The sequence below is a fragment of the Bradyrhizobium sp. CCGUVB14 genome (assembly GCF_024199935.1).
Lineage (GTDB): Bacteria > Pseudomonadota > Alphaproteobacteria > Rhizobiales > Xanthobacteraceae > Bradyrhizobium.
Genome location: NZ_JANADS010000001.1, coordinates 6,597,344 through 6,612,785, shown reverse-complemented (window position 1 = coordinate 6,612,785; position 15,442 = coordinate 6,597,344). Strand labels below are relative to the sequence as shown.

Sequence of the window (15,442 nt, the reverse complement as noted above, 5' to 3'; positions counted from 1 at the left end):
GAGCGATCGGGAACGGGAGAGAGATCATGCTCGTCGGGGCAGGGGGGCTTGCAGAACATCATCGCCTCTCGCGTTGCGCATCCGGATCGGAATCGCGTGCAGGTGCGAGCCTTCTCTAGCGAGGTCCATTCACCACGGCGTCAGTCGATCGGAGGACGCGCACGTCTTTTCAGGAGGCGCCGATGTGACGCGCGCTCACCACAGTCCAGGCAGCACGCGGTAGCGCACGCGTGACGCATAGTCGGCATAGCCGGCGAGGCCCGCGATCAGCGTGCGCTCCTCGATGCGGATGCGGACCGCAAGCAACGCCAGGAAGAGCGGCGCGATCGCCAATCCCCACAACGAGCCGAGGATCAGCGGCACGCTGGCAAAGAACAGGATCATGCCGCTGTACATGGGATGGCGGACATGGGCGTAGGGACCTGTCGAGATCACGCGCTGCGCGCGTTCGGTCTGAAGCTTCACCACGGGGGCGGCGAACGAATTCTCGCGAAAGACCCAGAGCGTGAACAGGGTCGAGGCGAGGAACAGCACGAATCCGAGCACCTGCCATGCGATGGTCATGTGGGATGCAAGATGACGACGGTCGAGCCCCATCACGACGAGCCAGCCCAGCATCGCCACGACGAACGCGACCATGAAGACCTTGTCGGCCGCCGGCTGGTCTCTCTGAAGAACCGGGCGCAGACGTTCGGCCAGAAGCGCCGGATCGATCCGGTAGAGCCACCAGCCGCAGAGCGGGCCGAGCAGGACGGAGGTGACGAGAAATACCCACGCGCCGGGCCAATGCAGCGTGCCGGCGGCAGCGAACAGCAGCGCGCCCATTCCGGCGGTGAGGACGGTGTTCTGTAACAACAGGCGTGCGATCATGTTCGATCTGCCTCCATCACGCGCCGGGCCATTGATAGCACGCTTCCGGCCAACAAGCGGCCGGCGCGACGGCGTTGGCTTCAGATCTTGATCGGCGGTGTAAAGGCCGCCACGAGCCGCACCAGATCGGCCTGCCGTTTGGTTCCGGTCTTCGTGAAGATCCTGGCGAGGTGGGTCTTGATCGTCGTTTCGGCGACGCCCATGCTTTTGGCAACGTCTGGGACACCGCCGACCTCGACGATGGACAGGAACACGCGCAGCTCGGCCGGCGTCAGCTTGAAGAGCTTGCGGATGAGGTCGGGTGCAACGATCGTATCGATCGCCGCTTTGCTGACGAACAGGACGGCACAGGCCTCGTAGCCGGCGCCGAATGTTTTGCGGCGCCCGGCGGTCAGCGCCACGAGATGCCCCACATAATGCGATCCGTCGCGGGCCGCCAGATGCAGCGAGAGGCCCGCCCGGTCGCCGAGAGCCGTGCCCGCCAGAGCCTGCCGCAGCATGCGATCCGCATTCAGGTCGGACGTCACGAGCCGGCCATGGACCGAACGAAGCACGTCGGCTTCGTCCAGAATCTCCTGCGCGCTCGCGTTGGAGTGCGTGATGTGACCGTTGGCATCAAGCAGCAGGATGGCGGCTCGCAAGGCATCGAGCGTGCGGGCCGACGTCGCCTCCAATGCGTTCTGCTGTTGCAGCTTCTGCCGGATGTGCATCGCCCGCTGCATGTGCGGGGTGAGGTGAGAGATCACCCGATACATCTTGCGATCGACAGGACCGCCGGCCTTCATGATCGAGAGGCGGGATATTCCATCGCTGGACTTGTCGAGCAGGATGTTGGCAGCGTCCTCGAGACCCTGCGGCCGTGTCCATTCGTTGTAGAACATCGTCTTTCGGAATTCGTCGACGTCGATCCAGTCCCCGATGGTCTGGATCTGACCGACCGGCGCGTGGAGCACTGCGCGCGACGGATCGAACGGCTCGTAGGTTTCGATATAGGATCGAACATAGGCGAGATCGACACCGACGGCATGCGAGATCACGGCCTCGCCGCGAGCCCCGATCCGGACGAGGCCACCGCCCTGGCCGCCCGCGAGGTCGACGATACTGGCAAGCGTCGTCGTCCACCGGGAATCGTCGAGCGCTGCGTCGTAGATGTTCCCCACCAGCGAGAGCAGTTCGTCATTCAGTTCCATTGGCGTGTCCCATGAACGCGTGGATGGACTCGTTCGGCCTCGCACATGAGCACGCCGGATGTGGAAATTTGATGAGCCGGATCACACTTCAGGGCTGGGAACAATCACGCCCGAGGCCGGCGGCGCGGCCCGGCGGGCTCGCTTCGCGATGTGTGAGATCAAACAGGGAGAGGCCGCGCTATCCGGCAAATCCGGACGCGCGAAAGGCCCGGTCAACCGGACCGGGCGATCCATCGCAGGCAAGCCGGATCAGGCGAGCTGATCGATCCGCGTGCCCTGGCCCGGCGGCAGCGGCGCGGGCGGCGTCGGTTGATAGGTCGGATCGTTGTCCTTGGTCTTGGTCTGGTCGTCCGGCTGCTTGGTCGTGTCGTAGCTCGGGACCACGATCGTCACAGGCGGCGGCGCAACGCTGGAAACGCTCATCCACAAATCCTCACAGATTGAAACAATTGACCCTGCCCTGTGAGGGACGAAAGCTCCGTCAAGCCAATTGTTAAAATGCGAGGGATCTGGTGCGAAAAGGAAGGCGTTTTCGCGCCCGACATCACACTGCGCTCGCAATGACGGAGTCTGTGGCCGCTTGCGAAGCGACACATGCGTGTCGCGACTGCGGTGAGAGCAGCTCGGCCTACTCGTCCTTCGGCCGCGTGATCGTGATCGCGGCTTCCGTCTTGGTGCGCGTGCATTCCATGTTGAGGCGCTTGTAGCGCATCGTCACCTTGTCGCCGCGCAACAGGCCCATGCGCTTCAGGCAGCGCGTCGCGCCGGTCGTGGTGTCGTCCTTCGTCACTGTGAAGATGATCGCGGCCGCGGACGCCACCAGATCATAGAATTGCGGCGTCGGCTTGCGGTCGCCCTTGGCATAGAGCTCGTTGGAATAGGTCTGTCCCTGCGACCGGCAACCGAGCGACAGCTCCTTCGCTGCCGGGTGGGTGAGGTAGATGATATTGGCGGCCTTGAAGTTCACCTTCAGCCCGTCGATGCCGCCGGCGAGCTGCTTTGCGATGTCGTCGCACTGGTCCGCGCGCGCAGGCGTGGCGAGGGTCACAAGGCCGATGATTGCGGCGGCGACCACAATCGCGCCGCGGACGTGCAGTTTGAAAATCATGATGAAAAGCCCCTTGAGCGCGCGCATTCAACCGTCGCCGCGCGCGAAGCGCAAGGGGTGCAACCCGGCTTGATTGGGCACAACTACGACCCCCCTCTGATCGAAGGAGGGGGTAGGAAAATGGCCGCAATGGCCCCGAATCCGGATGCCCCGGCCGCGCCGGAACGCCTTCCCTTTGCGGCAAAAAAGCTTAGAACGCTTCTATGCTTAGAGGCCCGCGAGGGCTCCAGAACCCCGAGATTGCCCCCATGAACGCTCCCACCGCCTTCCCCGACGCCTCAAAACCCGTCCCGCCCTACAAGCACACCCCGCTGTTCCCGCTGGGCAAGGACGAGACGCCCTACAAGAAGATCACGGCCGAGGGCGTCCGGGTCGAGAAGGTCCTGGGCAAGGACATGCTGGTGGTGTCGCGTGAGGCGCTGCGGGCGCTGTCGGAGGCGGCTTTCGGCGACATCAACCATTATCTGCGCCCGGGCCATCTGAAGCAGCTCCGCGCGATCCTGGAGGACGGCGAGGCGAGCCCGAACGACAAGTTCGTGGCGCTGGATTTTCTGAAGAATGCCAACATCGCCGCCGGCGGTGTGCTGCCGATGTGCCAGGACACCGGCACCGCCATCATCATGGGCAAGAAGGGCTGCAACGTCATCACCGACGGTGACGACGAGGCGGCGCTGTCGGAAGGCGCGCGCGATGCCTATTTGCGCCGCAATCTGCGCTACTCGCAGGTCGCGCCGCTCTCGATGTACGAGGAGAAGAACACCGCCAACAACATGCCGGCGCAGTGCGAGATCTACGCCGAGGGCGACGACGCCTACAAGTTCATGTTCATGGCCAAGGGCGGCGGCTCCGCCAACAAGAGCTTTCTGTTCCAGGCCACGCCGTCCGTCCTGACCAAGGACCGGCTGCTCGCCTTCCTGAAGGAGAAGATCCTGACGCTGGGCACCGCCGCGTGCCCGCCTTATCACCTTGCCATCGTGATCGGCGGCACCTCGGCCGAGCTCTGCATGAAGACGGTGAAGCTGGCGTCGGCGCGCTATCTCGATGTGTTGCCGACTCACGGCTCGCCCGACGGCAACGCCTTCCGCGACGTCGAGATGGAGAAGGAAATCCACAAGATGACGCAGTCGCTCGGCGTCGGCGCGCAGTTCGGCGGAAAATATTTCTGCCACGACGTGCGCGTGATCCGCATGCCGCGCCACGGCGCCTCGCTGCCGATCGGGCTCGGCGTGTCCTGCTCGGCCGACCGCCAGGTGCTCGGCAAGATCACCAAGGACGGCGTCTATCTCGAGGAGCTCGAGCACAACCCCGCGCAATATCTGCCGCAGGTCGAGGAGTCGCTCGGCGGCGAGGTCGTCAAGATCGATCTCAACCAGCCGATGAAGGACATCCTTGCAACGTTCTCCAAGAACCCGATCAAGACCCGGGTCTCGATGACCGGCACCATGATCGTCGCGCGCGATAGCGCGCATGCGAAGCTGCGCGAGCGGCTGGAGAAGGGCGAGCCGCTGCCGGATTACTTCAAGAACCATCCGGTCTATTACGCCGGTCCCGCCAAGACGCCCGAGGGCTACGCCTCCGGCGCGTTCGGCCCGACCACGGCGGGCCGCATGGACTCCTTCGTCGACCAGTTCCAGGCCGCGGGCGGCTCGATGGTGATGGTGGCCAAGGGCAATCGCGCGCCTGCCGTGCGCGAGGCCTGCAAGAAATATGGCGGCTTCTATCTCGGCTCGATCGGCGGTGCGGCGGCGAACCTCGCCGAGCACTGCATCAAGAAGGTCGAGGTGCTCGAATATCCCGAGCTCGGCATGGAAGCGATCTGGCGCATCGAAGTCGTCGACTTCCCGGCCTTCATCATCATCGATGACAAGGGGAACGACTTCTTCAAGGAATTGAATCTGGGCTAGCCTGTTTTCACCTCTCCCCGCTTGCGGGGAGAGGTGAATGAGCTAGCTGCAATTCGTGACCTGGTTGGAGCACAGCGCGCGCCACCAGCCGCGGACGCCGTCCTCGCTCTCGACCAGGCCCCAGAGGCCGCTGCACGCAAAGATGCGCTTCGGCCCGCCGTCGGTGTCGATCGCGCCGCCGAGCTCGCGCTGGGCAGGCATCCATTTGGCATCGACGAAGGGCGCCTGAAACAGGCCGCCCATGCGCGTCGCGCCATTGGCGTAGGACGCGCCGACTTTGTTGGAAGCGACCCAGCCGCGGCCGGCGTAAGGCTTCGGCGCGCTGTGCGGATACCGCTTCTCGTCCTCGTAATCCTTGCCGGGCGGCCTCGCGCCTTCGATCAGGAACCAGCCGTCCCTAAAGCCGATGATGCGGAATTCGGTGAGCCAGCCGCCATCGGGCGTGTTCTCGGCGCCGCCAAGCTTGAGCCGGTAGGGCGGCGGCAGGGTCCCGAGCACGCGCGCCTTCGCTGAAGGCTCGGCGCGGACGTTGAGGCCGTTCGGATCCTTGTCGATCGACCAGGCGCCGAGATCGCAGGGCTCGGTACCTTCGGGCAGCGTTGCCCGGTTGGCGGCGAGATCGGCGTGCAATTTTGCGAAATCGGTGTCGTCGTTGTCAGGATCCGGCGCGGCACGCGGCTTCAGTTCGGCTGACAGTGCACGCGTTGCATCCGGCGTCAGCGTGACGACGAGGGCCTGGCGCGCGGCGAACACGCTTGCCGGTGTCTTCGGATCGTTCGACGATGCAGGATAGACGGCGAGATAGCCGGTCGAACCTTCGGTCTTGTAGGCGGTGCCGGCAACGTAGCCTGCCGGCACCATGGCGAGCGCGCTTGCGCGCCACGCCGGTTGAGTGTCATCCGCACGCGCCGCTTGTGCCGCGACACACAGGATCACTGCCGCGATACGATGGAGGGCACGCATGAATGCCGCGCGGGCTTACGCGCGCGCGCCGGTGAACGGGAAGCTGCCCATCGGGCCGATGCCCATCTCGCCGCTCATGCTGTCGCCGGAAACCTTGCCTATGAACTCGAGCGTCAATGGCATGGGATTGGTGATGGAGACCTTCCAGTTGACGGCGTCGCCGCTGACGGTGCCGTCGAAGATCTCGGCGGTATTGCCTTCCGCGCCCTGCGTGCCCGTGAGCGTGCCGCCCGCTTCCTTCAGGCTCAGCGTCGCCTGGCGCTCGCCCATCGGCGTCGTCATGGTCAGATTCCAGTTGCCGTCCACGGCCATTCGCGTCTCCCGAACATTGTCCCGGCGGGCTGCGATGATCCGCAACCAGTCCTGGGTCGAGCGTATAGCGCAACTTGGCTCGCGCGCCTAACGTGCCTTCAACGCTTCTTGGGGCGGCATTCAGGCGCGGGCGGCGGCGCGTCGGCGGCTGGTGACGACGAGCCTGAACACCACGTACTGCACGGCAAAGGCGAGGGCCTTGGCGCCACCTGCGACCGCCGAGATGTAGAACGCCCACAGCTTCAGATCGCCGGTGGCGGCGACCGCGATCGTGCCGGCGCCGAGGACGAACATCAGCGCGGCCCAGGCATAGCCCGCGGCGGTGACGTATTCCGGCGCGGTCTCGACCACGATCGGCGGCATGTAGCGCAGCATCCAGCCGCGCTTGAGCATGATCGCGCCGATCGCGAAATGCGCGATCGCAGGCTTGGCCAGCATGAAGCGGGGATCGTTGGTCAGCAGCGTGACGGTGCCGAGCACGATGACGAGCGCGACGCTCGCATAGGTCATGTAGCCGAGCTCGCGCCCCTTGATGCGGGCATGGACCACTTGCGCGATCGCGCCGGCAATCGCGACCGATGTCGCGAGGATGACGTTGTCGGTGACGAGGTAGATCACCAGGAAGACGATGGCCGAGAGGAAGTCGGAGGCGAGGCGGGCGAATACGTCCTTCATGGTCGGTCCTGTCTCACTGCGCGTCGGTCAGCGCGCCGGCGGGCGCACCATACTTGATCTGGCGATATTCGGGATACCATTTGGTGAAGTAGATCGCGCTGTTGCGGGCGGCGAAGGCAACCGCAAGGCCGAGCCAAACCGGCAGGCCCGGGAAGTAGAGCAGCACGATGTTGGCGGCCATCATCAGCAGCGCCGCGACGGTCCACGCGCCGGTGATGATGTAATTGGCGGTGAGGAAGCCGGGCATCGCCGCGGTCTCGGCCGGCACGGATTCGATCGCGTATTGCAGCGTGAACGGCCGGCGCGCCAGCATCGAGCCGAGTGAGATGACGAAGATGCCGATATCGACCGAGAGCTTGACGCCGAGGCTGCCGAGCTTCGGATCGAACAGCACGAGGGTGAGGCCGATGCCAGCGAACAGGATCGCCGAGCCCGCGGCCAGGATCTTCACAGAGCGGCCGCAGGCCACGTCGATCGCGATGGTCGCAAGGCAGATGGCGGAGGCCACGAACACGCTGGTCGCGGCCGACGTCACCATCATCAGGAAGGTGTAGACGCCGTAGGGGGCAAGGATCAGGAAGATCGTCATGGTCGCCTCGGTCGAACCAATCTTTACGATGTCAAGATTGATAGTTCAGGGTCGGCGCCGGGTCAAGCGAAATCTTTACAGTGTCAAAATGATATGGATGACCTGTAAAAATTCAATTGTTGCAATGGCTTGATCCGATATTTCGTCGGCGACGGCCGCCCAGGGCAGGCGCGACAGGATGGTCAGCGCGGTGCTGATCAGCAGGCCGATGGTCAGGAAGATGCTGCCGCCGCGGCAGATCATGAATTTGAGCGAGCCCGGCGTCGCGTACATGCCGAGCGGATGCAACAGCCGCGACAGCACCAGCGCACCCATCAGCAGGTGAATGCGCAAGGGCGATGCGCCGGACATTTCGAGAAACGCGACCATCAGCGTGATGATCGGAACGTATTCCATGAGATTGCCATGGGCACGGATCGCGCTGCGCAGGCCTTCATTGCCGCCATCGTTGAACGGGGCGTTGCTGTTTCGCCGCAGCCGGATGACTTGCAGCGCAAGCGCGGCGTAGATCAGCGCGAGGATCGCGAGATAGTTCGCCGTGATCGAGGGCATGTGCATGCGAGGCCTCGCTGGTGGTGCAACCGCAACGACAGGGGAGGGAGCTACTGCGCTCCCACCCAATTGCCGTGAAAGCCGTCGGGCACGCGATGGCCGAGCTGCACCAGCGCGGCGGGGCCGGCCTCGATGTCGGTGGCGTTGAACACGGCGAGGTCGCTGCGGTTTTCCCGCGCGCGCCAGACCACCGCCAGCAGCCAGCCGTCGCCTTCCTCCGCATCCTTCGATCGCTCGACGAACACCGGCTCGGAGATGGTGTCGCCGGCCGGCAGCTGATAGTGCCCGAGCCGCTTGCCGGTGCCGTCGACATGCACGACGCCGGACAGCGCGCCGAACATCGGCTGCTTTGGATGCGCGCAGGCGTACCAGCCGTGCCGGCTCTTCAGGCCGGCGCGGCGATCGTCGACGCGCGGGAACTCTCCAGTGAGATCGTCGAGATAGGTCTGCTGGAAACGGTCGGTATTGCCGGCGAGATCGAAGGTCCAGCGGCAATGGCGCGCGAATGGCGTCTTGCGCTCGATGGGCGAGCCGTCGGGATGCGGAAACAGCGGCGCCTCCTCGAATTGCATGACGTCGGCGACGATGCGATTTCCCTCTTCCCACGCATTCATGACGTGGAAGACGTAGCAGGCTTCACCGCGAAACCAGACGATGTCCTTTGCCGTGCCGTTGCGCTTCATGACGCCGACATAGGCGCCTTTCTCGGGCTCCCAGGCATAGGGTGGCTTGCCGCTCATCGCGCGCTCCATGCTGCCGGTGATCGGCAGGACTGGAAACAGCACGTGATTTTTGGTGACGATGAAGTCGTGCACCATGCTGGCATAGGGTGTGTCGAAACGCTCGAAGCGCGTCACCTTGCCGCTTGCGTCGATCGATCCGTAGGAGAGGGCGGGTGTCAGCGGTCCCGCCGCATTGTAGCCGAAGAACACCAGCTCGCCCGTGACCGGATCGACCTTCGGATGCGCGGTGAAGGCGCCGGCGATGCGGTTCTGATAAGTGTGATAGCCGCGCGTGGCCAGCGTGCCCGGCTCGATCTCGGTCGGCAGATGTCCCTCTTCCAGTGCGAGCAGCTTGCCGGCATGGAAGACGATGTTGGTGTTGGCGACGCCGCCGTCCGTGACGTGAGCGGGCGTGTCCGGCAACCTGCTGCCAAAACCCTTGCCGAAGAACGCACGGCCGGCGTCGTGCTCAGCCTGCCATTTAGGGGTGCGGACCCAGCGGTTGCGGTAGCTGGCGCGGCCATTCTCCAGATGAAAGGCATGCAGCATGCCGTCGCCGACGAACCAGTGCGCACCCGGCACCTCGAACTGCGGATTGGGGCCGTTGCGATAGAGCGTGCCGTTCAGCTCGCGCGGCAATTCGCCGACGACCTTGAGGAAAGGCGCATCCGCCTCGAACGGAATCGGTGCGATATTGTTGCGGCGCTCGGTGACGGCGTCCTGCTGCACGGCGTATCCCTCCCTATCTTTACATCGTAAAGATGCCATAGGGCCATGCGCGGCTTCCGTCAAGTGAAATCTTTACACTGTCAATATTGCGTCATATAGCTTGCAAATGGCCAAGACCGACACCAAGGGTGAAACCGCGCGAAGCCTGCGCACCCCGAAAAAGACATCGCCGGCATCTCGCCCGGCGCGCCGTCCGGCGAGCGCGAAGACCGAGACGCCCTATCATCACGGTGCCTTGCGCGAGGCGCTGCTGCAGGCAGCCGAGCGGGTGCTGGAACGCGACGGGCTCGGCGGCCTGACGCTGCGTGCGGTGGCGCGCGAGGCGGGGGTCTCGCATGCCGCGCCGACCCATCATTTCGGCGATCTCACCGGCCTCGTCAGCGAGCTCGCCGCGATCGGCTTCCGCCAGTTCAACGCGGCGATGGCGTCGGCCTGCGACGCGGCCACCTCGCCGCTGGAGCGGGCGCTGGCGCGGCCCAAAGCCTATGTCGCCTATGCCCAGACCCATCCCGGCATGTACGGCCTAATGTTCCGCACCGAGCGGCTCGACTATTCCAGGCCCTCGCTGCAGGAGGCCGCGGAATCCTCCTTTGCCGGTCTGGCCAATGCCATCGGCGCGATGCGGCAGGAGCCGATCAGCGGCGATGCACTGACCATCGAGCAGGGCGCTGCGATCGCAAGGGCCTGGTCGATGGTGCACGGCTTCACCATGCTGCTGCTCGACGGTCGGCTCGAGGATATCCTGGAGCGGCTGCCTGATGGCACGACGGCCGAGCAGCTGCTGGAAGCGATCCTGAAGTCGACGGTGGCGGGCAGGCTGTCCGCTTCTTGATCAGGCGGCAGATCGCAACGTTAGCGACATTTGGTTGTCGGGCAGCGGAACTCGCGGCCCTGCACATCTTTCATTGTGGGCAAGGTTCGAAACGCGCTTTCGATAGACCTGACAGCGGCGCGGAATCGTTCTAGAAGGGCGGCTTCGCTTGGGCTCATGCAGCCTGGTTCGCGTCCTCGTCACAATCGATCATGCCAGTCACCGCTTCCAGCAAATCCTATCGTGTCGGCCGCTCCAAGACGGGACTCGGCCTCTTCGCCACCATGCCGATCAAGAAAGGCACAAGGATCATCCGTTATTTCGGACCGATCCTGGACTGCCGAATCCCTGCGCAGGACGACATCGAGAACAAATATCTGTTCGAGCTCAACAACCGCTGGACCATCGACGGCTCGGTGCGCAAGAACCTCGCGCGCTACATCAACCATTCCTGCCGGCCCAACGCCGAATCGGACGTCCGTCCGCGCGAGCGCAAGGTCTTCATCCGCGCCATCAAGAACATCGAGCCGGGCGACGAGATCAACTACGACTACGGCACCGACTATTTCAAAGCCTATCTGAAGCCGATCGGCTGCAAGTGCCCCTCCTGCGAAAACAAGCGCAAGAAGCAGCGCGCCGAGGCCCGTGCCGAACGCGCCAAGGTCAAGGCCCGTGCCGAGCGCAAGGCGCAGAAGGCCGGCGCGAAAACCACCGCGGTGAAAAAGAAAAAGCTGAACGGCAAGCATTTTGCCGGCAAGGTCGGCCGCGGCAAAGTCTAGGTCCGGTTCGACCGCCGCCGCCGGCCTCGTGTCCCGAACGCAACGCCGCGCCACTTTGGCGCTGCCCAGCAACGCTAACCGCGCTGTGCGTCCGGGACACGTGAGTGTCACGCCGCCACCACACTCCCGCTCTTCCGCAATCCCACATATTGCAGTTCGGCGAACACGCCGGTCGCAATCGCCTGCGCGACGACCATCAGCTCGCCGCCGAGGTTCGGCGACACCGCGCCGGAGAACAGCAGCGCGATGCTGCCTACGGTCCAGGCGGCGTTGCCGACCACGACCAGCAGCACAAGTGGCTTCGGCACCGCCGTGCGCGAGGCGAGCCAGCCGACCAGCGCGGTGTAGGCGATCAGGAACAGGCCGGTTTCCCGCAACAGCGCCTCGGGCAGGTTGAACAGCGTGGCGAACGCGCCGGCGCCGAAAGTGAAGCCGAGCGCGGCGACGCCGCTGAAGACGGCGTCGGCGAGCAGGGCACGGCGCAGGAAGGTGGATGCGTCAATCATCGTCGGACTCCTTGGTGGGGGTGGGCTTCGGGTGAACTTGGGGTGGACTCAGTGCAGTCCGCGCCACCAGGCACGGAGCAGGCGGGCGAGGCGGAACGGGCAGAGGCTCCTGCCGACGCTGTGCTCGAAGGCGGTGACCTGGGCGACGACATAGTCGCCGGTCGAATGCACCAGCGGCTCCGGCATGTTGAGGCTGCGCGCCAGCATCCGGGTCGCGAGCGTCATCGCCCAGGGAAGAAGGTGGTCTGCAAGGGTGCGGTAGAGCAGCAGCGCGATCATGGTCATCTCCTGTGCTCGGGAAGATGCGCCGGTCGGGGGCCCAATTCGATTACCTCGGGGGTAATGGATGAGCCGAAATGCGCGTGGTAGGTTTTCGACCATGAACGCACATGCATCCACGGCACGCACTGAGCCCAGCCAGCCGGTCCATATCGGCGACCATTTGCGCGAATGGCGGCAGCGCCGCCGCATGAGCCAGCTCGATCTCGCCGGTGAGGCGGAGATCTCCGCGCGCCATCTCAGCTTCGTCGAGACCGGACGCGCCGCGCCCTCGCGCGAGATGGTGCTGCGGCTGGCCGAGCGTCTCGACGTGCCCTTGCGCGAACGCAACGTGCTGCTGGTGGCCGCAGGCTTCGCGCCGGCCTTTCCGCAGCGCCCGCTGGAGGATCCCGCCTTGAAATCAGCCCGGCAGGCCATCGACCTCGTGCTCAGAGCGCATGAGCCCAATCCGGCGCTGGCCTATGACCGGCACTGGAATCTGGTGACCGCCAATCGCATGGTGGCGCCGCTGCTGCAGGGCGTTCCGGAGCGGTTGCTGGGCCAGCCTTTCAACGTGCTGCGACTTGCGTTTCATCCGGAGGGGCTGGCACCGCGCACGGTCAATCTCGCGGAATGGTGCGCGCATCTGCTCGAGCGCCTGCACCGGCAATGCGAGGCGACGGCGGATCCGGAACTGGTCAAGCTCTACCACGACCTCAAGAGCTATCCGATCCCGGCGCGCTCGGGCCCGCTGTCGAGCGATAATGTCGCGATCCCCTTCAAGCTGCGCCATGACGGCGGGATACTAAGTTTCTTCTCCACCACCATGGTGTTCGGCACGCCGGTCGATATCACCCTGTCGGAGCTGGCGCTGGAGACGTTCTTTCCGGCCGACGAGCGGACCGCGGCGTGGCTGAAGCAGACGGCGGCAAATATGGCCTAGCAGGTCATCGAGTCCCCTTGCCTCGGGCGGCGTTCGGCTTATCTTCCGACAAAACCGCACCGCCCCAAATTCTTGCCGCCCAAAGGAGGCGCTCATGAGCACGCTGAAACCGCTCCAGATCGATGTCGTCTCCGACGTGGTGTGCCCGTGGTGCTATATCGGCAAGCACAGGATCGAGAGCGCGCTCGCGCTCGTCCCCGATGTTCCGGTCAAGCTGAATTTCCGCCCGTTCTTCCTCAATCCCTGGGTGCCGCGCGAAGGCATCAGCCGCGAGGACTATCTCACCCAGAAGTTCGGTTCGGTCGAGGCCTATAAGGGCATCGCCGGCCGCGTGGTCGCTGCGGCAAGCGAAGAGGGTCTCGTCTACAAGCCCGAGCTCGTCGCGCGCCAGCCCAACACCACCGATTGCCACCGCCTGATCCTCTGGGCCGAGGCGATCGGCAAGGCGCCCGAGATGAAGCAGCGGCTGATGGAGCTGTATTTCCGCGACGGCGGCGATCTCACCGACGTCGACGTGCTGGTGCAGGCCGCGGCCGATATCGGCCTCGATGCCGACGACGTGCGCAAGCGCCTCGCCACCGACGAGGATGTCGCCCGCGTGTCGGCCGACGCGCAGGAGGCTGCCGAGAAGGGCATCTCCGGCGTGCCGACCTACGTGTTCGCGCAGAAATACGCCGTCTCCGGCGCGCAGGATCCGAACCTGCTTGCGCGCGCCATCCGCCAAGTCTCGGCGGAGATCAACGCGCAGGCCGCGGAGTAGCGAACGCTTATTTGCGGAGCAGGTGGATCGCGCGGCGCGCCGCTTCGCGCGCCAGGCCGCGCGCGCTTAGCGCTGCATGGATCAGTGCGACCATCGGATCGTTGCGCCGCAGCGGGATCAGCACGTCGCCGATCGCAAAGCGGCCGCGCCAGATCGGGTTGATCATGGGATGGTCGGCATTCGCGGTGGAATCTGCGCTGGCAATGGCGGGATCGGCGCAGAGATGGCGCGTCAGATCGAGTGTGAGCTGTACGCCGGGCGAATATTTGGCAAAACGCTCGTCGACGCCGAGCTTGAAGAAGAAGGCGCGGTCCTGATGGCGCAGCACGATGCCGGCGGCCACGGGGGTGGTGCCGGCGCGCAGGGTGACGATCTCGCATTGCGCGGTCTCGGCAAGCGCGGGGACGGCGCGGCGGATGAAGGTCGCATCGCCCGCGTCCTGAATCAACGCAGTGCCGCGCTCGCCCTTCCAGCCGCTGGATTCGAGCTGCAGGAAGGTCTCGAGCGCGGGCTTGATCTCCTCCACCTTGCGCGCAACGTCAAAGCTGATCGCGCCATGTTCTTCCAGGCGATGGCGCTGCCGGCGCAGCTCCTTGAGCTTCTTGGCACCGAGCGCCTCGTGCAGCAGCCTGTCGCCATCCTGTGTCGCATCGAGGCTGGCGCGGATGTAGGAGGCGAGCACGCGCGGCTTCAGGCGGGCCTGCCCGAGCGCTTGCCTGAGCGATGCCATCGCAGCGCCGTCGAGCGCGACATCGCGCAGGACCAGCGCGTGCACGCCGGCCTCGCGCGCGCGTTGCAGCAGGCGCGTCGCGGCCTCGAGCGAAGCGTCGCGATCGATCAGCGGGCTGCACAGCGTGCCATAGGGATGTGCGCTCACCAGCGCGGGCAGGGGGATCTTCAGGGCATGCCAGAGCGAGACCACCGGCATCAACCCGATCAGCCGCGTCGAGGAACCGCCGCAGACGGACAGGGCCGAGGCACCGACACGATCGCGCGCGGTTGCGCTGACGGCGAGCTCCCAGGCGGGCAGGTAATAGCCGTTCGGCTCGACCGCGCGCTGCGCCAGCGCGCGCCATTGCCCGGGCTCGATCGCCGTGAGCGGGACGAGCGCGGGCGTCGCATCCTTCGCCGATGCCGGATTGATCGCAGCCTGATGCGCGATGTCGACCACGTCCAGTCGTCCCCGTTCGCGCGGGCAGAAGCCCTGCGTTACAAGGTCATGCTTAGCGCAAAGATTGGAAAATCCCGTTGGGACGCCGCTTCAATTCGAGTGGTATTGTTAACGTCTCATTGAGCATCCGGCCGGCCGGCGGATGCCGTCTCGATCCGGAGAACAAAAATGGTCGCCACGTCCTTCACGCCGATTGCATCGCTCCTGGGCGGTGCGCTGATTGGCCTGTCCGCCGTGCTCCTGATGTGGGCGACGGGGCGGATCGCCGGCGTCAGCGGCATCGCGGCGCGGTTGTTTCCGCCTTACGAGGACCGCGAATTCGCCGGCCGGCTCGCCTTCGTGGCCGGCCTCATTGCTTCACCCGTGCTGGTGCGGCTTGTGACCGGAAGCCTGCCGGCGCAGACGATTGCCGCGGGAGCGCCGGTGCTGATTGTCGCAGGGCTGCTCACCGGGTTCGGTGCGGTGTGGGGCAGCGGCTGTACCTCGGGCCATGGCGTCTGCGGCCTGTCGCGCTTGTCGGTGCGCTCGCTGGTGGCGACCATCACCTTCATGGTGACGGCCGCAGCCACCGTCTTCGTCATCCGGCACTGGAGCTGACGG

The 15,442-nt window shown here is 65.2% G+C and carries 19 protein-coding genes; 6 read left to right on the top strand and 13 right to left on the bottom strand.

Features of this window, described 5'->3' with window-relative positions:
- Positions 1 to 195: 195 nt before the first annotated feature.
- The 4 genes from NLM32_RS31145 to NLM32_RS31130 all read right to left on the bottom strand — a co-directional run bounded on the left by NLM32_RS31145 (position 196) and on the right by NLM32_RS31130 (position 3,168).
- Positions 196 to 870, bottom strand: a complete 675-nt coding sequence (locus NLM32_RS31145; protein ID WP_254132560.1) for an isoprenylcysteine carboxylmethyltransferase family protein — start codon at positions 868 to 870, stop codon at positions 196 to 198.
- 80 nt (positions 871 to 950) lie between these two features.
- Complete coding sequence (locus NLM32_RS31140) at positions 951 to 2,060, bottom strand: helix-turn-helix transcriptional regulator (RefSeq protein WP_254132559.1); 1,110 nt, start codon at positions 2,058 to 2,060, stop codon at positions 951 to 953.
- 249 nt (positions 2,061 to 2,309) lie between these two features.
- Positions 2,310 to 2,483 (bottom strand): hypothetical protein, encoded by a 174-nt coding sequence (locus tag NLM32_RS31135; RefSeq protein WP_237865641.1) that lies wholly within the window; start codon positions 2,481 to 2,483, stop codon positions 2,310 to 2,312.
- A gap of 205 nt (positions 2,484 to 2,688) precedes the next feature.
- Positions 2,689 to 3,168 carry a hypothetical protein gene (locus NLM32_RS31130; protein ID WP_254132558.1) on the bottom strand — a complete coding sequence of 160 codons (480 nt, stop codon included), beginning with the start codon at positions 3,166 to 3,168 and terminating at the stop codon, positions 2,689 to 2,691.
- Positions 3,169 to 3,416: 248 nt separating this feature from the next.
- On the opposite strand from NLM32_RS31130, the gene NLM32_RS31125 reads away from it, so the two are divergent.
- Positions 3,417 to 5,072, top strand: a complete 1,656-nt coding sequence (locus NLM32_RS31125; protein WP_254132557.1) for a fumarate hydratase — start codon at positions 3,417 to 3,419, stop codon at positions 5,070 to 5,072.
- A 42-nt stretch (positions 5,073 to 5,114) separates the two neighbouring features.
- Here the strand turns inward: NLM32_RS31125 and NLM32_RS31120 are convergent, their stop codons facing one another.
- The 6 genes from NLM32_RS31120 to NLM32_RS31095 all read right to left on the bottom strand — a co-directional run bounded on the left by NLM32_RS31120 (position 5,115) and on the right by NLM32_RS31095 (position 9,614).
- The gene (locus tag NLM32_RS31120) at positions 5,115 to 6,035 is read right to left on the bottom strand and encodes an SH3 domain-containing protein (RefSeq protein ID WP_254132556.1); all 921 of its coding nucleotides are present in this window, start codon (positions 6,033 to 6,035) and stop codon (positions 5,115 to 5,117) included.
- 15 nt (positions 6,036 to 6,050) lie between these two features.
- Positions 6,051 to 6,347 carry a hypothetical protein gene (locus tag NLM32_RS31115; protein WP_254132555.1) on the bottom strand — a complete coding sequence of 99 codons (297 nt, stop codon included), beginning with the start codon at positions 6,345 to 6,347 and terminating at the stop codon, positions 6,051 to 6,053.
- Positions 6,348 to 6,467: 120 nt separating this feature from the next.
- Positions 6,468 to 7,022 (bottom strand): inner membrane-spanning protein YciB, encoded by a 555-nt coding sequence (locus NLM32_RS31110; RefSeq protein ID WP_254132554.1) that lies wholly within the window; start codon positions 7,020 to 7,022, stop codon positions 6,468 to 6,470.
- Between the two features lie 13 nt (positions 7,023 to 7,035).
- The gene (locus tag NLM32_RS31105; RefSeq protein ID WP_254132553.1) at positions 7,036 to 7,611 is read right to left on the bottom strand and encodes a hypothetical protein; all 576 of its coding nucleotides are present in this window, start codon (positions 7,609 to 7,611) and stop codon (positions 7,036 to 7,038) included.
- Positions 7,612 to 7,686: 75 nt separating this feature from the next.
- Positions 7,687 to 8,169, bottom strand: a complete 483-nt coding sequence (locus tag NLM32_RS31100; RefSeq protein ID WP_254132552.1) for an MAPEG family protein — start codon at positions 8,167 to 8,169, stop codon at positions 7,687 to 7,689.
- A 44-nt stretch (positions 8,170 to 8,213) separates the two neighbouring features.
- Positions 8,214 to 9,614 (bottom strand): carotenoid oxygenase family protein, encoded by a 1,401-nt coding sequence (locus NLM32_RS31095; protein ID WP_254132551.1) that lies wholly within the window; start codon positions 9,612 to 9,614, stop codon positions 8,214 to 8,216.
- A gap of 106 nt (positions 9,615 to 9,720) precedes the next feature.
- On the opposite strand from NLM32_RS31095, the gene NLM32_RS31090 reads away from it, so the two are divergent.
- Positions 9,721 to 10,446: a TetR/AcrR family transcriptional regulator gene (locus NLM32_RS31090; protein ID WP_254132550.1), complete on the top strand. Its 726-nt coding sequence runs from the start codon at positions 9,721 to 9,723 to the stop codon at positions 10,444 to 10,446.
- A 191-nt stretch (positions 10,447 to 10,637) separates the two neighbouring features.
- Positions 10,638 to 11,204 carry an SET domain-containing protein gene (locus NLM32_RS31085; protein ID WP_254132549.1) on the top strand — a complete coding sequence of 189 codons (567 nt, stop codon included), beginning with the start codon at positions 10,638 to 10,640 and terminating at the stop codon, positions 11,202 to 11,204.
- 107 nt (positions 11,205 to 11,311) lie between these two features.
- On the opposite strand, the gene NLM32_RS31080 is transcribed toward NLM32_RS31085, so the two are convergent.
- Both NLM32_RS31080 and NLM32_RS31075 read right to left on the bottom strand, forming a co-directional pair.
- Entirely contained in the window at positions 11,312 to 11,710 is a 399-nt protein-coding gene (locus NLM32_RS31080; protein ID WP_254132548.1) for a hypothetical protein, read from the bottom strand.
- Between the two features lie 48 nt (positions 11,711 to 11,758).
- Positions 11,759 to 11,989 carry a hypothetical protein gene (locus NLM32_RS31075; protein WP_254135461.1) on the bottom strand — a complete coding sequence of 77 codons (231 nt, stop codon included), beginning with the start codon at positions 11,987 to 11,989 and terminating at the stop codon, positions 11,759 to 11,761.
- Positions 11,990 to 12,089: 100 nt separating this feature from the next.
- Here NLM32_RS31075 and NLM32_RS31070 point away from each other — a divergent pair, with 100 nt between their 5' ends.
- Entirely contained in the window at positions 12,090 to 12,911 is an 822-nt protein-coding gene (locus NLM32_RS31070; protein WP_254132547.1) for a helix-turn-helix domain-containing protein, read from the top strand.
- 94 nt (positions 12,912 to 13,005) lie between these two features.
- Entirely contained in the window at positions 13,006 to 13,671 is a 666-nt protein-coding gene (locus tag NLM32_RS31065) for a DsbA family oxidoreductase (protein ID WP_254132546.1), read from the top strand.
- Positions 13,672 to 13,678: 7 nt separating this feature from the next.
- Here the strand turns inward: NLM32_RS31065 and NLM32_RS31060 are convergent, their stop codons facing one another.
- Positions 13,679 to 14,842 (bottom strand): GNAT family N-acetyltransferase, encoded by a 1,164-nt coding sequence (locus NLM32_RS31060; protein WP_254132545.1) that lies wholly within the window; start codon positions 14,840 to 14,842, stop codon positions 13,679 to 13,681.
- Between the two features lie 168 nt (positions 14,843 to 15,010).
- Between NLM32_RS31060 and NLM32_RS31055 the strand changes: the two genes are divergently transcribed.
- Complete coding sequence (locus NLM32_RS31055) at positions 15,011 to 15,439, top strand: YeeE/YedE family protein (protein ID WP_254132544.1); 429 nt, start codon at positions 15,011 to 15,013, stop codon at positions 15,437 to 15,439.
- Positions 15,440 to 15,442: the final 3 nt, after the last annotated feature.